Source organism: Massilia sp. DWR3-1-1 (genome assembly GCF_049898325.1).
GTDB lineage: Bacteria > Pseudomonadota > Gammaproteobacteria > Burkholderiales > Burkholderiaceae_D > JAFCUW01.
This window is the reverse complement of sequence record NZ_JAFCXL010000002.1, coordinates 364555-381789: the sequence shown is the minus strand read 5'-3', so window position 1 is coordinate 381789 and position 17235 is coordinate 364555. Positions and strand designations below refer to the sequence as shown.

General features: G+C 66.3%; 9 protein-coding genes and 1 pseudogene. 2 read left to right on the top strand and 8 right to left on the bottom strand.

Annotated features, from left to right (window positions below; genetic code table 11):
* Positions 1 to 19: 19 nt before the first annotated feature.
* From ACP7EY_RS03945 to ACP7EY_RS03910, 8 genes and pseudogenes are all read right to left on the bottom strand, one after another.
* The gene (locus ACP7EY_RS03945) at positions 20 to 3511 is read right to left on the bottom strand and encodes a response regulator (RefSeq protein WP_426190677.1); all 3492 of its coding nucleotides are present in this window, start codon (positions 3509 to 3511) and stop codon (positions 20 to 22) included.
* 40 nt (positions 3512 to 3551) lie between these two features.
* Positions 3552 to 6128: an ATP-binding cassette domain-containing protein gene (locus ACP7EY_RS03940; protein WP_426190675.1), complete on the bottom strand. Its 2577-nt coding sequence runs from the start codon at positions 6126 to 6128 to the stop codon at positions 3552 to 3554.
* A gap of 216 nt (positions 6129 to 6344) precedes the next feature.
* The gene (locus ACP7EY_RS03935) at positions 6345 to 7481 is read right to left on the bottom strand and encodes an OmpA family protein (protein ID WP_426190673.1); all 1137 of its coding nucleotides are present in this window, start codon (positions 7479 to 7481) and stop codon (positions 6345 to 6347) included.
* 167 nt (positions 7482 to 7648) lie between these two features.
* Positions 7649 to 8875, bottom strand: a complete 1227-nt coding sequence (locus ACP7EY_RS03930; protein WP_426190671.1) for a glycosyltransferase — start codon at positions 8873 to 8875, stop codon at positions 7649 to 7651.
* Between the two features lie 150 nt (positions 8876 to 9025).
* On the bottom strand, positions 9026 to 11173 hold the full coding sequence (locus tag ACP7EY_RS03925; protein ID WP_426190669.1) for a putative bifunctional diguanylate cyclase/phosphodiesterase: 2148 nt from the start codon (positions 11171 to 11173) through the stop codon (positions 9026 to 9028).
* Positions 11174 to 11303: 130 nt separating this feature from the next.
* Positions 11304 to 11615: pseudogene (locus ACP7EY_RS03920) on the bottom strand (GAF domain-containing protein); the annotation flags it as partial.
* A gap of 290 nt (positions 11616 to 11905) precedes the next feature.
* Positions 11906 to 12376 carry a DUF1854 domain-containing protein gene (locus tag ACP7EY_RS03915; protein WP_426190667.1) on the bottom strand — a complete coding sequence of 157 codons (471 nt, stop codon included), beginning with the start codon at positions 12374 to 12376 and terminating at the stop codon, positions 11906 to 11908.
* A gap of 16 nt (positions 12377 to 12392) precedes the next feature.
* Positions 12393 to 14504, bottom strand: a complete 2112-nt coding sequence (locus ACP7EY_RS03910; protein ID WP_426190665.1) for an ABC transporter ATP-binding protein — start codon at positions 14502 to 14504, stop codon at positions 12393 to 12395.
* Between ACP7EY_RS03910 and ACP7EY_RS03905 the strand changes: the two genes are divergently transcribed.
* Together ACP7EY_RS03905 and cphA are read left to right on the top strand one after the other, a co-directional pair.
* On the top strand, positions 14491 to 14814 hold the full coding sequence (locus tag ACP7EY_RS03905) for a hypothetical protein (RefSeq protein WP_426190663.1): 324 nt from the start codon (positions 14491 to 14493) through the stop codon (positions 14812 to 14814). The genes ACP7EY_RS03910 and ACP7EY_RS03905 overlap by 14 nt on opposite strands.
* 191 nt (positions 14815 to 15005) lie before the next feature.
* Positions 15006 to 17186, top strand: coding sequence for a cyanophycin synthetase (cphA, locus tag ACP7EY_RS03900; protein WP_426190661.1), 2181 nt, complete (start codon positions 15006 to 15008; stop codon positions 17184 to 17186).
* The last annotated feature ends 49 nt before the right edge of the window (positions 17187 to 17235 follow it).

Here is a 17235-nt window from a genome sequence, read left to right as displayed (position 1 = left end):
GCCGCGTGGAGCTGGGCTTTCAAATGCGCTCCAGGTTGGGCATCCACACGCGCAGCAGCGAATACAGGCGGTTCAGGTCGATGGGCTTGGCCAGGTAATCGTTGGCGCCCGCCGCCAGGCATTGCTCCTGGTCGTCCTTCATCGCCTTGGCGGTGATGGCGATCATGGGCAGGCGGTCGTAGCGGCCGTCGGCGCGGATGCGGCGCATCGCTTCCAGGCCATCCATGCCGGGCATCATGATGTCCATCAACACCACGTCGATGGCGGCCACTTCGTCCAGCTTGGCAATGGCTTCAAAGCCGTTGCGGCCGATCTCCACCTTGGCGCCACGCTGCTCGAGCGCCGCCGTCAGGGCGAACAGATTGCGCATGTCGTCATCGACCAGCAAGATGGTGCGCCCTTCGAACACGCGGTCGCGCCCGCGCACCGTTTGCAGCATGCTCTGGCGCTCGGTCGACAGCTTCGCCTCCACCTTGTGCAGGAACAGGGTCACCTCGTCGAGCAGGCGCTCCGGTGAGCGGGCGCCCTTGATGATGATTGAACGCGAATATTTGAGCAGCTCGGACTCTTCCGCGCGGGTCAGGTTGCGGCCCGTGTAGACGATCACGGGCGGGAACGAACACAAGGTCTCGCCGGACATTTTTTCCAGCAACTCATTGCCCTGCATATCGGGCAGTTTCAAGTCGATGATCATGCAGTCGAAGACGTCGGTGCGCAGCAGGGCCAGCGCTTCTTCGCCGGAGCCGACCGCGGCAATTTCGACGTCGCTGTCGGCGATCAGTGCCACCACGCTCTCGCGCTGGCGCTCGTCGTCCTCGACCAGCAGGATGCGCTTGATCTTCTGGGTGAATTTGCCTTCGAGCTTGCGGAACACCTGCTCGAGCTCTTCGCGCGTGGTGGGCTTGAGGGCGTAGCCGATGGCGCCCAGGTTCAGGGCCTCACCGCCGTTGTCGTTGCTCGATACCACGTGCACGGGAATATGGCGGGTGTGCGGATTGTCTTTCAGTAGTTGCAGCACCGACAGGCCGGAGCGGTCCGGCAGGCGCATGTCGAGCAAGATCGCGTCCGGCAGCAAGGATTCGGCCAGTTGCAGCCCCTCGCCGCCCGTCATGCCCACCAGGCAGCGGTAGCGCATCTCGCGCGCCAGCTTGTAGAGGATATCGGCAAACACCGGATCGTCCTCGATCACCAGCACCGAGCGTTCGTGCGGGGCGGCGGGACGGTGGCGGTCGTCGGCGAAACTCGCTTCGGCCTGGGACGCGGGCGCGGGCGCGGGCACGGGCACGGCGACGCTCGCCTGGACGGCCGGCGCCGCAATGACCGGGCGCGGCGCAGGCGCAGCGGTGTCAACGGCCGGCGCATCGCTCGCCCCGTCGGCGGACGCGGGACAGGTGCGCGGCAGTGTCAGGATGAACACACTGCCATTGCCGGGCGAACTGGTGACGGCGATCTCGCCGCCCAGCAAGGCGGCCAGGTCACGCGAAATCGACAGGCCCAGGCCGGTGCCGCCAAAGCGCCGGCTGGTGGTGCCGTCGGCCTGGTGAAATGCATCGAAAATCTTCGCCTGCTGCTCGGGGGCGATGCCGATGCCCGAGTCTTCGACCACGAAACGCAAGGGGCCGCCCGGCGTACTGCTCACGTTGAGCGTCACCTGGCCCGCTTCGGTAAACTTGATGGCGTTCGACAGCAGGTTTTTCAGCACCTGCTCGAGGCGCTGGCGGTCGCTCCACACGGTGGCCGGCACCGAGGGCTCGACCTGCACCTGGAAGCGCAACTGCTTTTGCATGGCCAGCGGCTCGAACGTCATGGCCAGCGATTCGACCATGCGGCGCACCGTCAGCGACTCGAGCACCAGCTCCAGTTTGCCGGCCTCGACCTTGGAAATATCGAGGATGTCGTTGATCAGGTGCAGCAGATCGTTGCCCGCCGAATAAATCGTCTGCGCGAACTTGACTTGCTCTTCAGATAAGTTGCCCTTGGTATTGTCCGACAGGAGCTTGGCCAGGATCAGCGAACTGTTGAGCGGGGTGCGCAGTTCGTGCGACATATTGGCCAAAAATTCCGATTTGTAGCGGCTGGCCCGTTCGAGGTCGGTGGCGCGCTGGCGCAGCTCCGTCTGCGCCTCGTTCAAGGCGACGTTGCGGGCATCGAGGTGAAGCGCCTGATCGGCCAGCTGTTCGTTGGTTTGCTCCAGTTCGGCTTGCTGGTTTTCCAGGTTGGTCTGCGATTCTTCCAGCACGCGCGACTGTTCTTCCAGTTCCTCGTTGGCGGTGCGCAGCTCTTCCTGCTGGACCTGCAGTTCTTCATTGAGCTGCTGGGTTTCCGCCAGTGATTCCTGCAGGCGCTGGCGGTAGCGCGCCGCCGCCACCGCCGCGCCGATGGCCTCGCCCACCAGTTCCAGGAACGCCAGGTCGCGCGCCGTGGTCGGCTGCAGGAAGCCGATCTCCAGCACCCCGTTGATGGCGCCTTCATTGCGAAACGGCGCGATCAGCAGTTGCACGGGCGCTGCCCGTCCCAGGCCCGAGGACACCTTGATGTAGTCGGCCGGCAAGCTGTCGAGGGCCAGCAGGCGCTCTTCGCGCACGGCCTGGCCCACCAGCGATTCGCCCGGCTGAAACAACTGGCTTTGCCCGGCCCAGGCTTCGGCGAAGCCGTAGGTGGCGATGCGGCGCAGGGCGCCGCCGTCTTCGCGCTGGTACATCGCCGCCACCAGGCCGCCCAGGTGGCGGGCGACCTGGTCGAGCGTGGCCTGGGCCAGCGGCGCCAGCGCGTGGTGGCCGGCCATGGCCTCGCCCAGCGTGCTCTGCCCTTCGCGCAGCCAGGCCTGGTTTTCCAGCAATGCCGTGTGCGCCGCCTGCTGGCCCATCGCCTTGCCATACGAGGTCGACAGCGCCAGCAACTCGCGGCGGCCGAAGTAGGCCAGCAGGCCGGCCACCGACAGGCTGAACATCAGGAACATGCCGACCGCCCAGCGCGTGGTCGCCTTGGCCGACAGGTTGCGCTCGACCAGCAGTTTTTCTTCGATCTCCAGAAAGGTGGCGAACTGGCGCCGCACTTCGTCCGTCAGTGCGCGCCCGCGGCCGCTCTTGACCAGTGCCATGTAGTCGCCGTCGGAGCGGCGCGCATCGATGACCTCGGCGGCGTACTGCTCCCACAATTTCTGCGATGCGTGAATCTTGCGCAGCCGCGCCACTTGCGGCGGGTTGTCCCCCACCTCTTCCGTCAGCGCGTCGAGTTCGGCCTCAATGCGGGGCACTGCCGCCTTGTAGGGCGCCAGAAACTGCTCGTCCTTGCTGAGCAGGTAGCCGCGCATTCCCGTTTCCATCTCGGCCGACATCTTGCTCACCTGGTTGGCGTCGCCGATCACCCGCTCGGAATGCTCGACCCAGGTGAGGACATTGATGAGGTAGACGATGATGGCGACGAACACCAGCGAACTGAGGACGCCCACGGCCAGCGGCACGGCGACATTGCGCGCGAGGATGCGGCGAAACTGACTGTTATCGATCATTGATTGGGGGCCGGTGAAGGTGTTGACAAAATAATCCAGTTTAACGTAAATCGCGCTTGCGCACGGAGGTATGCGGGCCCTTCGCGCCAGCGAAATAACGCGCCAGATAGGGCGCGGTGCGGCTGCCGGCGACCTGCGCCAGCGCGCGCGGCGGCGCCGCCGCCACCACCTGGCCGCCGCCATCGCCGCCGCCAGGGCCGACATCGATCACCCAGTCGCAGGCGGCCACCACGGCCATGGTGTGCTCGACCAGCACCACCGTGTTGCCCGCCTCGACCAGGCGGTCGAGCTGGACGATCAGGCGTTCGACGTCGGCCGGGTGCAAGCCGGTGGTGGGCTCGTCCAATATATACAGCAGCTTGCCGCGCCCGGCCCGCTGCAGTTCGGTGGCCAGCTTGATGCGCTGCGCCTCGCCGCCGGACAGCTCGGTGGCCGGCTGGCCCAGGCGCAGATAGCCCAGGCCCACCTCGCGCAGCATCTCCAGCGAGCGCGACACGGCCGCTTCGCCGGCGAAAAACAGCGCCGCCGCGTCCACCGTCAAGGCCAGCACCTCGGCGATATTCTTGTCCTGGTAGCGCACTTCCAGCGTGGCCAGGTTGTAACGCGCGCCGCCGCAACTGGGGCACGGTGCGTACACGCTGGGCAGGAACAGCAGCTCGACCATCACGAAGCCTTCGCCGTCGCACTGGGCGCAGCGGCCCTTGGCCACGTTGAAGGAAAAGCGGCCCGCATCGTACTTGCGCGCCTTTGCCATTGTTGTACCGGCAAACAATTTGCGCACGTGGTCGAACAGGCCCGTGTAGGTCGCCAGGTTGGAACGGGGGGTGCGCCCGATCGGCTTCTGGTCGACCCGGATCAGGCGCGTGATGTGCTCGAGTCCCGCGCTGATGCGCCCTTCCAGCGGCGCCGCCGCCACCTGCTCGAGGCCGTCGACGTCCTCGGCCGACTCGGCCTCGAGCGACTGGCCCAGCGCGCGCGTGACCAGTTCGACCAGCACCTGGCTGACCAGGCTCGACTTGCCGGAACCGGACACCCCCGTCACGGCGCTCAGGCAGCCCAGCGGAAACGCCACCGACAGATCGTGCAGATTGTTGCGGCTGACCCCGTCCAGGCGCAGCCAGCCGGCGGCCTCTCGCACCGCGCGCACGGGTGGCTCCCCGACATCGAACAGGAAGCGGCGGGTCTGCGAGGCGGCCACTGCCGCCAGGCCGGCCGGTTCACCGCTGTAGAGCACATGGCCGCCCTGCTCGCCGGCGGCCGGGCCCACGTCGACGATCCAGTCGGCGTGGGCGATCACGTCGAGCGCGTGCTCGACCACGAACAGCGAGTTGCCGCCCGCCTTGAGCTGGGCCAGCGCATCGAGCAGGGCTTCGGTATCGGCCGGATGCAGGCCGGCCGACGGTTCATCGAGCACATACACCACCCCGAACAGGTTCGAGCGCACCTGGGTGGCCAGGCGCAAGCGCTGCAATTCGCCCGGCGACAGGGTGGGCGTGCTGCGCTCGAGCGACAGGTAGCCCAGGCCCAGCGCCAGCAGCACGTCCAGGCGCGCCACCAGGTCGGCGGCGATGCGCTGGGTGACCAGGCGTTTTTCCGGATGGGCGTCGATGCCGCCCTGGCCTGCCGCGGCGGGGGCGGTGTGGGGTTGGAGCATGGCGGCCAGTTGCGCCAGCGGCAGGCGCGAGATGTCGGCGATATCGAGGCCGCCAAACGTGACGGACAGGGAGGCGCCCTGCAGGCGCTTGCCGTGGCACTGCGGACACTGCGTGCTCACCATGAAACGCGCCACCCGCTTTTTCATCGCCGCGCTGGGGGTGCTGGCAAAGGTGTGCAGCACGTATTTGCGCACGCCCGTGAACGTGCCCTGGTAGCTGGGCGTGTCCTTGCGCTTGATGGCTGCCTTCACTTCGGCGCGGGTGAAGCCCGCGTACACGGGCACGCTGGGCTGCTCGTCGGTGAACAAAATCCAGTCGCGGTCCTTTTTGGGCAGGTCCCGCCATGGCGTGTCGACGTCGTAGCCCAGCGTGGTGAGGATGTCGCGCAGGTTCTGGCCGTGCCAGGCGGGCGGCCAGGCAGCGACGGCGCGCTCGCGGATGGTCAGCGCGTCGTCCGGCACCATCGACTGCTCCGTCACTTCGTAGACTTGCCCCAGTCCGTGGCAGCGGGGACAGGCGCCGTCGGCCGTGTTGGGCGAAAACGCCTCGGCATACAACAGGCCCTGGCCGGGCGGATAGTCGCCGGCGCGCGAGTAGAGCATGCGCAGGGAATTGGACAGCGTACTCACGCTGCCCACCGACGAACGCGTGGTGGCGCCGCCGCGCTGCTGCTGCAGGGCGACCGCCGGCGGCAGGCCGGCGATATCGTCCACCTCCGGCACCGCCATCTGGTGGAACAGCCGGCGCGCGTAGGGCGAGACCGATTCCAGGTAGCGCCGCTGGGCTTCGGCATACAGCGTGCCGAAGGCGAGCGAGGACTTGCCCGAGCCGGACACGCCCGTAAACACCACCAGCGCGTCGCGCGGGATGTCGAGCGAGACGTTTTTCAGGTTGTGCTCGCGGGCGCCGCGCACGCTGACGTAGCCGGGGCGTGCTGGGAGGATGTCGTCAGGGGTCGTCATGGGGGGGGTGCGGCAGCCGGAGCGTGCGAATGGTGGCAAAGACAGCATTACCGCATCTTGTGCCGATTTGCTCAGTGCGCTGATGCACAAAAACGGACACGCCGTCGGCGCCGTGGGGCCGTTGGCGCGCAAAAAAGCCGCCCGGCTTGCGCGGGGCGGCTTTTTTTACCGTGCACCGCACCCGCCTTGCGGCGGGGGGCGCATCAGGGGGCCGAATTAACGGCCGGTGCGGCTACCGACGACTTCGACGGTCACGCGACGGTTCTTGGCGCGGCCTTCTGCGGATTTGTTGTCAGCAACTGGCTGGGTCTCGCCCTTGCCTTCAACGAAAACGCGCGACTGATCGACGCCTTTCGAGACCAGGTAAGCCTTGACAGCTTCAGCACGACGCAGCGACAGGCGCTGGTTGTAGTCGTCGGTGCCGACCGAGTCGGTATGGCCGACGGTGACCATGGCTTCGGTGTTCATGCCTTGCAGTTTCATCAGCAGATCGTCCAGTGCGACTTTACCTTCGGACTTGACAACCGACTTGTCGAAGTCGAACAGGGCTTCAGCGGCGAACGAGACTTTTTCCGACACAGCCACTGGTGCTGGTGGCGGTGGTGGTGGGGTCTGTGCGACGACTGCGACTGGCACTGGTGCCGGTGCTGGTGGCGGGGTGTAGACCACTGGCGCGGCAACTGGGCGACCCAGTTTGTAGACCAGCGAGACCGACGCGAAGTTCACGTCGCCACGGTGTTCCAGGGCATCCTTGATGCGATAGCGCTCGATTTCACCGCGCACTGCCAGCGCTTCGCTGAATTTGTATTCCAGGCCGACGCCGGCCTTGACGTTACCCGACTTGAAACGGCCGTTCGGGCTGGTGACAGCAGGACCACGGTTGCCGGTGTAGTCGTCACGGACTTGACCGTACGAACCGCCAACGCGGCCGTAGACGGAGAAACGCTCGCTCATCGGGATGGTGCCGATCAGGTCGAGGTAGCCGCCGCGGAAGTTGACTTCGCGGTTAAGCGAATTGCCGTTCGAGGTCGACGATTTGTATTCAAACTTGCCCAGATCTACGTAACCGAGTTCCATCGCGACGTAGCGATTGAAGTTCTTGCCGACAAAAAACTTGGCGCCGATGTCTTTTTTGTCTTCCGAAAAGCTGTTGACGAAACCGGTGCGGCCAATGACGCGGTGGTAGTCGTCATTGTTGATGAAGCCGCGGGTGCCGCCGACGCCAACGCCGATGTACGACGCGGTGTTCGCCCAATCCGGGTTGATGAAGTCATCGGCAGCGAAGCTCGACTGGCTCGACAGCACAGCCGCAGCGATTGCGGTCAAGGAAATCAGCTTTTTAGCAAGTTTCATGGTGGTAGGTCCGTTCAAATGTTATTAATAGGTGGTCAAGCCGGATTTCGTCCGCGTTTGATGAGTTCATTATTGCTGCCTCGCATTTTCGCTTCTGTTCGGTAGCGCTCATTGCGACAACAAATGAGCCATTTCGCATGAAAATACAACAATTCTGCAAAAACACGTCACAAAGGCAAATTCACCAGTGCGGCGCACACTTGCTCGATGTCGGGATTGGGCGCGAAGCGGGAGGACAGTGCACGGCAATTGACGGCCAGCGCGCGCGAGGACAACACGCGGCGCAGGCTGCGGGTCAACCTCGAGGCCGACAAACCGGTCGCGGGCAAGGTCTGGCCAGCGCCCAGCGCGGTGACCCGCGCCGCATTGTCGAACTGATCGTGGGCGAAGGGTACCACGAGCTGGGCAATGCCGCTGCGCAGCGCCTCGGCGGTGGTGCCGATGCCGCCGTGATGGACGATGGCGGCGCACTCGGGCAGCAAGCGCGCCAGCGGCACATACGGCTGCCACAGCACGCCGGGCGGCAAGCTGGCCGGCACTTGCTGCGCATGGGGTGTCAGGAAAATCGCCCGCCGTTGCAGGCGCAGCGTCGCCTGCAACGCACACTGAAAATAGGCGGCGCCCTGGCGGTTGCCGGTACCGGGGGTGAATACCACGGGGGCCTCGCCGGCGGCCAGGAAGGCCGCCAGTGCGGGCGTGAACGACGCCGCCGGATCCGGCTCGTAAAGGGGAAAATCGGCGTGCAGCAGGGGCTTGGGCCAGTCCGGCTGGGTGGCGGCGAACCATGCCGGAAACAGCGCCAGCGACAGGTCGGGCACCTGCAGCAGGTAACCGAGGGCGTGGCGCACGGGTGACAAGCCGCGCAAGCGGCGCTCGCGGTTCACGCCGGGCAGCACCACCGGGTCGATCAGGCGTTCGCCCACCTGGCGCCACAGCCAGCGGCGCGCCGCTGCGGGGACCCAGCGCGGCACCGCCAGCGGGCCGACCATCAGCGGGTCGTGCACCGTGGGCAGGTTCGACGGCGCCAGGTAGACGGTGGCGACGCGGATGTCAGGGCGTGCCGCGCGGCACAGGTCCGCCTCCGGCAGCGCCAGCGGATGGACCAGCAGCACGCACGCTTCTGCCACCGGCAAGGCCTCGACAAAACGGGGCAGCGCCCCCGCCACGCCGCGGGTGGCGGCCCAGACCACGCCAAAGCCATGGCGGGGATGCCACAGGCGCGGATCGTCGAGCACCGCCTCGTCGACCGGTTCGCCATGAAACGCCAGGCCGGCCTGCAGGACGTAGGGGCGGTGCTGCTCGGGGCCGAGCACGCTGATGCGGTGGCCGCGCTGGCGCAAGGCGAGCGCGATGCGCAGCATGGGAAACAGGTCGCCGGCCGAGCCGATCGCCATGACGACGAAGTGGATGTGGGTATTGATGGTGCTCCCTGGAGATGACGTTCAGTAGGCGTGCGCGGGGCGCCATCGGTGCGATGACGCTTGAATCGCCCCGATGTTGCCACATGACCCAGTCGATCCAGTAGACAAAATTGCAAGCAATCGTTACCGCTGCCCCGCCACCACGGTCGCTGGGGCGCTGGCGTCCGGGTCGGCGCCGTACCAGCGCACCAAGGCCTCGAAGTGGCCGATCTCGGTGGGCTGGCCGAACAGGTAGCCTTGGTAGGCCGCGCAGCCGTTCTCGCGCAGGAAGGCCAGTTGCTCGACCGTTTCGACGCCTTCGGCGATCACGTGCAGGCGGAAATTGCGCGCCAGGTCGATGATGGTCTTGACCATGATGGCGTCGTTCGGGTCGCTGCTGATATCGCGGGTAAAGCTCTGGTCGATCTTGATCTGGTCGAGCGGCAGCTTTTTCAGGTAAGCCAGCGACGAGTAGCCGGTGCCGAAGTCGTCCATCGACAGCGCCACCCCCATCGCCCGCAGCCGGTGCATCTTGCTGACGACATCGTCGACGTCGTTGACGATGACGCTTTCGGTCAACTCGAGCTTCAGGCGCGAGGGCGGAAAGCGGTGGCGCTCGAGCACCACCGTCACGCTGTCGACGAAGGCGGCCTCGCGGAACTGGCGGGCGCTGACGTTGACGGCCAGGGTCAGGGCCGCCAGCTCGGGCGACTGCGCCCAGCGCGCCAGCTGCGCGCAGGCGATGTCGAGCACCCAGGCGCCGATGTCGAGGATCAGCGAACTCTCTTCGGCGATGCCGATGAACTGCAGGGGCGAGACCATGCCGCGCCGGGGGTGGACCCAGCGCACCAGCGCCTCGGCGCCGATCGGCCGCTGGCGGGCATCGACCTGCAGCTGATAATGCAGGCGCAACTGGTCGCCCGGCACCGCCTGGCGCAAATCGGCTTCCAGCGCGGCGTGGGTTTCCACTTCCTGCTGCATGGCGCCGTTGAAAAAGCGCACCGTGTCACGGCCGCCGTCCTTGGCCTTGTACATGGCGATATCGGCCTGGCGCAGCAGCACGTCGGGGCTGTCGCCGGTGCCGAGAAACAGCGTGGCGCCGATGCTGGGCGAGGTGCGGTGGAGATGGCCGTCCAGGTCGAACGGCGCCCCCATTGCCAGGCGCAGCATGTCCGCCGTCAGCGCGGACTGGTGGGCGGCCCCCGCGCGGTCCGCGTCCAGGCCCGTCAGCAGGACCACGAATTCGTCGCCGCCGATGCGCGCCACCGTGTCGCCCGCGCGCAGGGAACGGGCGAGCCGCTCGGCCACGCCCACCAGCAGGCGGTCGCCGCGCTGGTGGTCGTGCAGGTCGTTGATGCTCTTGAAGCGGTCGAGGTCGACGAACAGCAGGGCGCCGCACTGGCCGCTGGCCGCGCTCGCCGCCAGCGCGCTGTCAAGGCGATCGAGCAGCAGGCGCCGGTTCGGCAGGCCCGTGAGCACATCATAGAAAGCCATCTGCTGGACCTTCTGCTCGGCCTGGCGGCGCGCGCTGATGTCGTCGAAATTGACGACGATGCGGGTGAGTGCGCCGTCGGCGGCGAAGTCGGGAAAGGCCGACACCAGGATCCAGGTAGGCGACGCCTGCCAGCCGTTGCGGCCCGGTGGCCGCACCACGCCCATCAGCACATTGCGCACGGGCCGGCGCGTGAGCAGCACCCGCGCCGCCGGGTAGTCGGCGGGGGCGATCGGGTTGTCATGCTCGTCGATGATTTTCCATCTGGGCTGGCGCACGTCGAGCTTGCGCATCTGCGCCGCGCTCCGGGCCAGCAGCGCGCTGGCGCGCGCATTGCTGAACACCACCACCAGGTCGGCGTCGAGCACCACGATCGCCGTCTGCAGGTTTTGCAGCAGCTCGCGGTGGCGCGCTTCGCTCTCGCGCAACTCGGCCTGCTTGCGCAGCAGGGCCGCTTCGGCCAGCTTGCGCTCGCTGATGTCGCGCGATGAATTGAACACCTCGACGACGCCGCCGATGGTGATCGTATTGCTGCTCAATTCGACGTGCAGCAGGCTGCCGTCGCGGCGCCGGTACAGCGTTTCGAAGCGTACCTTGCGCGGATAGGCCATCAGGTCGGCCACCTTGGCGCGCACCTGGTCCTGGTCGAGCACGCCCGCCCACTGCCAGGCGTACATGCCGATCAGCTGCGCGCGGGTGTAGCCCAGCATGGCGCAAAACGCGTCGTTGGCCTCGATCAGGCGGCAATCGGCGTCGATGATGTGGATGCCGTCGCCCGCGTGGTGCAGCAGGGCTTGCACGCGCTCGCCCTCGCGCAGCGCGCTGGCCTGGGCGGCCGCCCGCGCGCGCGCGCAGGGCGCCGATGCCGTAAGCGAGATTGCCCGCCAGTTCTTCCAGCAAGCCCGCTTCGTCGCTGCCGAAGGCATGCAATTCATGGGCGTAGATCGACAGCACGCCAAAGGCCGCGCCGCCCGCCAGCAGGGGACAGGCGATGCTCGAGCGAAAACCCAGCTCGATCGCCCTCTCCCGCCAGAACGTCATCGAGGGGTCCGCCTGCAGGTCGCCGACGATCACCGAGTGGCCGCCCAGCAGCGCGCGGCGGGCCGGATGGTGGGCCAGCGCCTGGGCAGGCGCGGCGTGCAAGGCCTGCTCGAGCAAGCCGATATCGCCGCTGCCGCCGACCATCGCGCGCGCCTGCAAATACCGTTCGGGAGTGTCATCGGGAAATCCGACCCAGGCCATGGCGTAGCCGGCGCCATCGACGGCGAGCGCGCAGATCGACTCCAGCAGGGCTTTTTCTTTGTCTGCTTGCAACAGCGCGGTACTGCAGGAACTGAGCAGCTTGATGGCGCGACTGAGAACGGCGCCCTTGTCGGGCGCTGGTGCGCGCATGGGAATCTCACTGCCCTGTTGATTCATGCCCGCTCCCGCTTCACCCGGCCGCCGTCGGCCGCTTCTTGAATATCACTGTCAGTGTATATCGGATTGTTATTAAATTCTTAAAAGCAAGATACAAAAAGGTCGATCCGCGTCTACAGGAAGCGGTCGAGGATCTTGCGGCTATGCTTGTCGATAGTAAACATATTGCGGATCAGATAATGGATGCCATGGTTGTCCGCCACCAGCAGGGATGCGTCGCCGATGCGGCGGATGTCGCCTTCGTCCTTGAGCACGAAGGCGGTATCGCCGCGGTCGGTGGCCACGCTCCAGGTGCACGGCGTGGCAAAGCTGCTCACGTGGGTGATGCGCACGATCTCGGGCATGAACTCGCGCCCGTCGAGCTCTTCCTGCAGCAGCGCGCGCACGGCCGGGGCCAGGTCGTCGAGGTGGTCGATCCACGCCACTTCCTTGCCATCGCCCTGCACCATGGCGATGGCGGCGTCGGGCGACTCGATGGGAAAGGCGCGCACGGGCGCCACGCCGGCGTGGCTGTCGCCGTCGGCGGTGGTCAGGTGCAGCACGCCGAAACTGTCGCGCCGCAGGTCAAACTGGGAAGTGGCCATTGCACCGGTCCTTGAATTATTGTTCGTCCATGTCGCCATCGACATTGCGTGCCTGCGCTTCGTACAAGCGGTGGTAGGCACCCTCTTTGGCCATCAGTTCGTCGTGGCTGCCCTGTTCGACCACCACGCCGCGGTCGAGCACGACGAGGCGGTCGGCCCGGTGCAGGGTCGACAGGCGGTGCGCGATGGCGATCGTGGTGCGGCCCTTGACGAGGTTGTCGAGCGCCTTCTGGATTTCTTTTTCCGTCTCCGAGTCGACCGACGAGGTGGCCTCGTCCATGATCAGGATGCGCGGATCGATCAGCAGCGCGCGCGCGATCGAGATGCGCTGGCGCTCGCCGCCCGACAAGCCCTGGCCCCGCTCGCCCACCATCGAGTCATAGCCTTGCGGCAGGCGCAGGATGAACTCATGGGCATGCGCGGCGCGCGCCGAGGCGATGATGTCGTCGCGCGAGGCGCCCGGCTTGCCATAGGCGATGTTCTCGGCGATGGTGCCGAAGAACAGGAACGGTTCCTGCAGCACCAGGCCGATATGGCGCCGGTAATCGGCCACGGCGAACGAGCGGATGTCGACGCCATCCAACAGGATGGCCCCTTCGGAGACGTCGTAAAAACGGCAGATCAGGTTCACCAGCGTGCTTTTGCCGGAACCGGAGTGGCCCACCAGGCCGACGAATTCGCCCGCCTTGATGTTCAGGGAAATGCCCCGGTTGACGGCGCGGTTGCCATATCTGAAACCGACTTCGCGCAGGTCGATGCGGCCCTCGACTTTGTCGAGCTTGACGGGCCGGGCCGGTTCCGGCACGGACGAGACGTGATCGAGGATGTCGAAAATCCGCTTGGCGGCGGAGGCCGATTTCTGCGTCACCGAGACGATCCGGCTCATCGAATCGAGGCGGCCATAGAAGCGGCTGCTGTACGTGATGAACAGGGTCAGCACCCCCACCGTGATGTTGTGGTTCGACACCAGGTAGATACCGAACACCCACACCACCAGCAAACCGAGTTCGGTGAGGAACGAGACCGTCGGCGAAAACAGCGACCAGACCTTGTTCAATTTGTCGTTGACGGCCAGGTTGTGCTTGTTCGCTTCGCGGAAGCGGCTCGCTTCGCGTTTTTCCTGGGCAAACGCCTTGACCACGCGGATGCCGGGGATGGTATCGGCCAGCACATTGGTCACTTCGCCCCATACCCGGTCGATTTTTTCAAAGCCCGTGCGCAGGCGGTCGCGCACGATGTGGATCATCCAGGCGATGAAGGGCAAGGGCACGAGGGTGATGACGGCCAGCCACGGGTTGATCGAGCACAGGATCACCCCCGTCATGATGATCATCAGGACGTCGGAGGCGAAGTCGAGCAGGTGCAGCGACAGGAACACGCAGATGCGGTCCGAGCCGCTGCCGATGCGCGACATCAGGTCGCCCGTGCGCTTGCCGCCGAAAAACTCCAGCGACAGCCGCATCAGGTGCTCGTAGGTGGCCGAGCGCAAGTCGGCGCCCATGCGCTCGGACACCAGCGCCAGCACATAGGTCTTCCACCAGCCCAGCAGCCACGCCAGTACCGAGGCGCCGAACAGGCCGGACATGTACAGCCACACCAGTTTCTGGTCGACCGGCTGACCGTTCTGGAAGGGAATGAGAACATTGTCCATCAATGGCATGGTCAAGTACGGCGGAATCATGTGGGCGGCAGTACTGGCCACCATCAGGAAAAAGCCCAGGCCCAGCTGGAACTGGTAAGGACGGGCAAACTGCCACAGGCGCAGCAAGGTCCAGGTCGACGGCGGCGTATGCACCACTTTGGTGCAAATTGGACACTCTTCCTGGTCCGCTTCCAGCGGTGCCTTGCAGCTGGGACAGGTGTTGTGCGCCAACTGGTGCACGGCGCGCCCTTCAACGACGGCCGCCAGTTGCTCGGTGAACTGGTCGACCACGCGCATGGCATGCAGATTCTGTCCCAGCGTGAAGCGCCAGGACGCCAGCCGGCCCTCGCCATCGACCAGTTCGAGCTGGCCGACACCGGCGTGATCGTGGTGTTTAAGTGACAAGCCGGGGCGGTAGGCCCATTCGCGCAACACCGTCTCGCCGGGCGCGCGCGCCAGCAGGCGACGGTCGGTGACGATCACCACGCCCTTGATGAAACGTAATTTTGTGTCGAGGTCAACCTCGACGCTACATAAAACGTTTTCCCCGGGTAAAAGTTTTTTCTCGACATCTGGCAGCCAGCGTTCCGGCAAGTTATTTGCCAGGGGCACGGAAAAGTTGGTGGAAGTGTCAAGTTGTTGCGATGTCATCGTCATGCCGCGCGATCCAGGCCAGGGTCTTGAAAAAGGTGGGGAAGCGGCGCCGCCGGGCGATGCACCGCTGGCAGGCCCGCTCGGGGTGGATGGCCAAGCACCGCGACAATCGACGGTAATTGTGTCGGCGCGGCCCGTTTAAAGGCGATGCACTGGCAGAAATCGGTTCGGCGCGGTAAGCTTCGTTAAAGCAAGTATACAACATGATGCGCGTAACAAGCACCACGGGCAGCGCGGTAGCCGGGGAGCAGCGCGGTGAAGTTCAACACAGGCAAGGCATGACGCCGGCCGTCGCTGTGAAGGCGACGGTGGCGTGACCAAGAAATTAGCTCAATGACAAACAAGATCGACCTCGATTTCCTGCGTGTGACACACCTGCGCGGACCGAATATCTGGACTTACCGCCCCGTCATCGAAGTGGTGATCGACCTGGGTACCCTGGAAGAAGCACCGTCCGACAAGATTCCCGGCCTGTACGAGCGGCTGGTGGCGTGGCTGCCGGGGCTGGTGGTGCACCGCTGCGGCGTGGGCGAGCACGGCGGCTTTCTCGAGCGCCTGCGCGAAGGCACCTGGGCCGGCCACATCCTCGAACACGTGGTGCTGGAACTGCAGAACCTGGCCGGCATGAAAACCGGCTTCGGCAAAACGCGCGGCGTGGGCCAGCACGGCATCTATAAAATGGCCTTCCGCACCCGCGACGAGCACGTCGGCCGCGCCGCGCTGGCGGCCGGCCGCGAACTGCTGCGGGCGGCCATTGCCGACCTGCCCTTCGACCTGGCCACGCACGTGGAGGCACTGCGCGAGCTCGTTGACGAGCACTGCCTGGGCCCGTCCACCGCCCACATCGTCGAAGCGGCCACCGAGCGGCGCATTCCCGCGCTGCGCCTGACCGATGGCAACCTGGTGCAACTCGGTCACGGCGCCGCCCAGCGCCGCATCTGGACGGCCGAAACCGACCGCACCAGCGCGATTGCCGAATCGATCGCCAGCGACAAGGACCTGACCAAGAGCATGCTGGCCGCCTGCGGCATCCCCGTGCCGGAAGGCGCACTGGTGCGCAGCGCCGACGAAGCCTGGGACGAAGCACAGGACATCGGCCTGCCGGTGGTGCTCAAGCCCTACGACGGCAACCATGGCCGCGGCGTCTCGCTCAACCTGGTCACCGAAGAGGACGTGCGCGCCGCCTATGAACTGGCCAGCCGCAAGGGCGACAGCAGCAGCGTCATCGTCGAGCGCTTCATCACCGGCGACGAACACCGCATCCTGGTGGTGGGCAAACACGTGGTGGCAGTGGCGCGCGGCGAGTCGCTGTGGGTGGTGGGCGACGGCGTGTCCGACATCATCGCGCTGGTCGACAGCCAGATCAACACCGATCCCCGCCGCGGCAGCGGCGAGGACGCGCCGCTCAACGCGCTGGCGCCCCAGCACGGCGCCGAAATCATCCTCGAACTGCAGCGCCAGGGCCTGACCGCCTATTCGGTGCCGCTGGCCGGCCAGAAAGTGCTGATCCAGCCGAACGGCAACGTCGCCCACGACGTCACCGACCGCATCCACCCGTCGGTGGCGCATGCGGCCGCGCTGGCCGCCCGCGTGGTCGGCCTCGACATCGCCGGCGTCGACCTGGTCTGCGAAGACATCTCGCGTCCGCTCGACGAGCAGCGCGGCGCCGTCATTGAAGTCAATGCCAGTCCCGGCCTGCTGGCCCACCTGAAACCGGCCGAAGGTCCGCCGCGGCCGGTCGGCAAGGCCATCATCGCGCACCTGTTCGAGGACGGCGAGCATGGCCGCATCCCGCTGGTCGGTATCACCGGCACGCTGGGCACGAGCCTGATCGCCCGCCTGGTGGGCTGCCTGGTCAGCCTGACGGGCGCCCAGGTGGGCGTGGCCAGCGGCCAGGGCCTGTACCTGAACCAGCGCCAGGTGGCCGCCGGCGACTGCACCGGATGGGATGCCGGCCAGCGCCTGCTGATCAACCGCACCCTCACCACCGCCGTGTTCGAGTCGAACGCGCGCCGCATCCTGGCCGAGGGACTGGCCTACGACAAGTGCCAGGTCGGCATCGTCACCGACGTCGAAGGCGCCGCCGGCCTGGCCGAGTTCTATATCCATGACGCCGATGGCGTGGCCAGCGTGGTGCGCACCCAGGTCGACGTGATCCTGCCGCACGGCACCGCGGTGCTCAACGCGGAGATCGACGCGGTGGCCGAGATGGCCGCGCTGTGCGACGGCCAGGTGATTTTTTATGCGGCCGACGCCGACCACCCGCGCCTGCTGGCGCAGCGGGCGGCGGGCCAGCGCAGCGTGTTCGTGCGCGACGGCGCCATCGTGCTGGGCGACGGCGCGCACGAACAGGTGCTGCTGGCGCTGGCCGCGCTCAAGCCGACGACGGCGAGTTGGCCCACCAGCGTGCTGGCGGCGGTGGCGGCGGCATGGGCGCTCGACGTCGAGCCGACCATCCTGGCGGCGGGCCTGCGCACCTTCGACGCGGCAGCGACAGCCAGCAAGCGCGCGTAACAAGAACGACTGCCGGCGCGTGGCGCCGGCAGAATCAGCACGCAGCACG

Coding starts and splice junctions, on each gene's coding strand:
- ACP7EY_RS03945 (WP_426190677.1), bottom strand. CDS start 3,511: ATGATCGATAACAGTCAGTTTCGCCGCATCCTCGCGCGCAATGTCGCC.
- ACP7EY_RS03915 (WP_426190667.1), bottom strand. CDS start 12,376: ATGGCCACTTCCCAGTTTGACCTGCGGCGCGACAGTTTCGGCGTGCTG.
- cphA (WP_426190661.1), top strand. CDS start 15,006: ATGACAAACAAGATCGACCTCGATTTCCTGCGTGTGACACACCTGCGC.
- ACP7EY_RS03935 (WP_426190673.1), bottom strand. CDS start 7,481: ATGAAACTTGCTAAAAAGCTGATTTCCTTGACCGCAATCGCTGCGGCT.
- ACP7EY_RS03930 (WP_426190671.1), bottom strand. CDS start 8,875: ATGGCGATCGGCTCGGCCGGCGACCTGTTTCCCATGCTGCGCATCGCG.
- ACP7EY_RS03940 (WP_426190675.1), bottom strand. CDS start 6,128: ATGACGACCCCTGACGACATCCTCCCAGCACGCCCCGGCTACGTCAGC.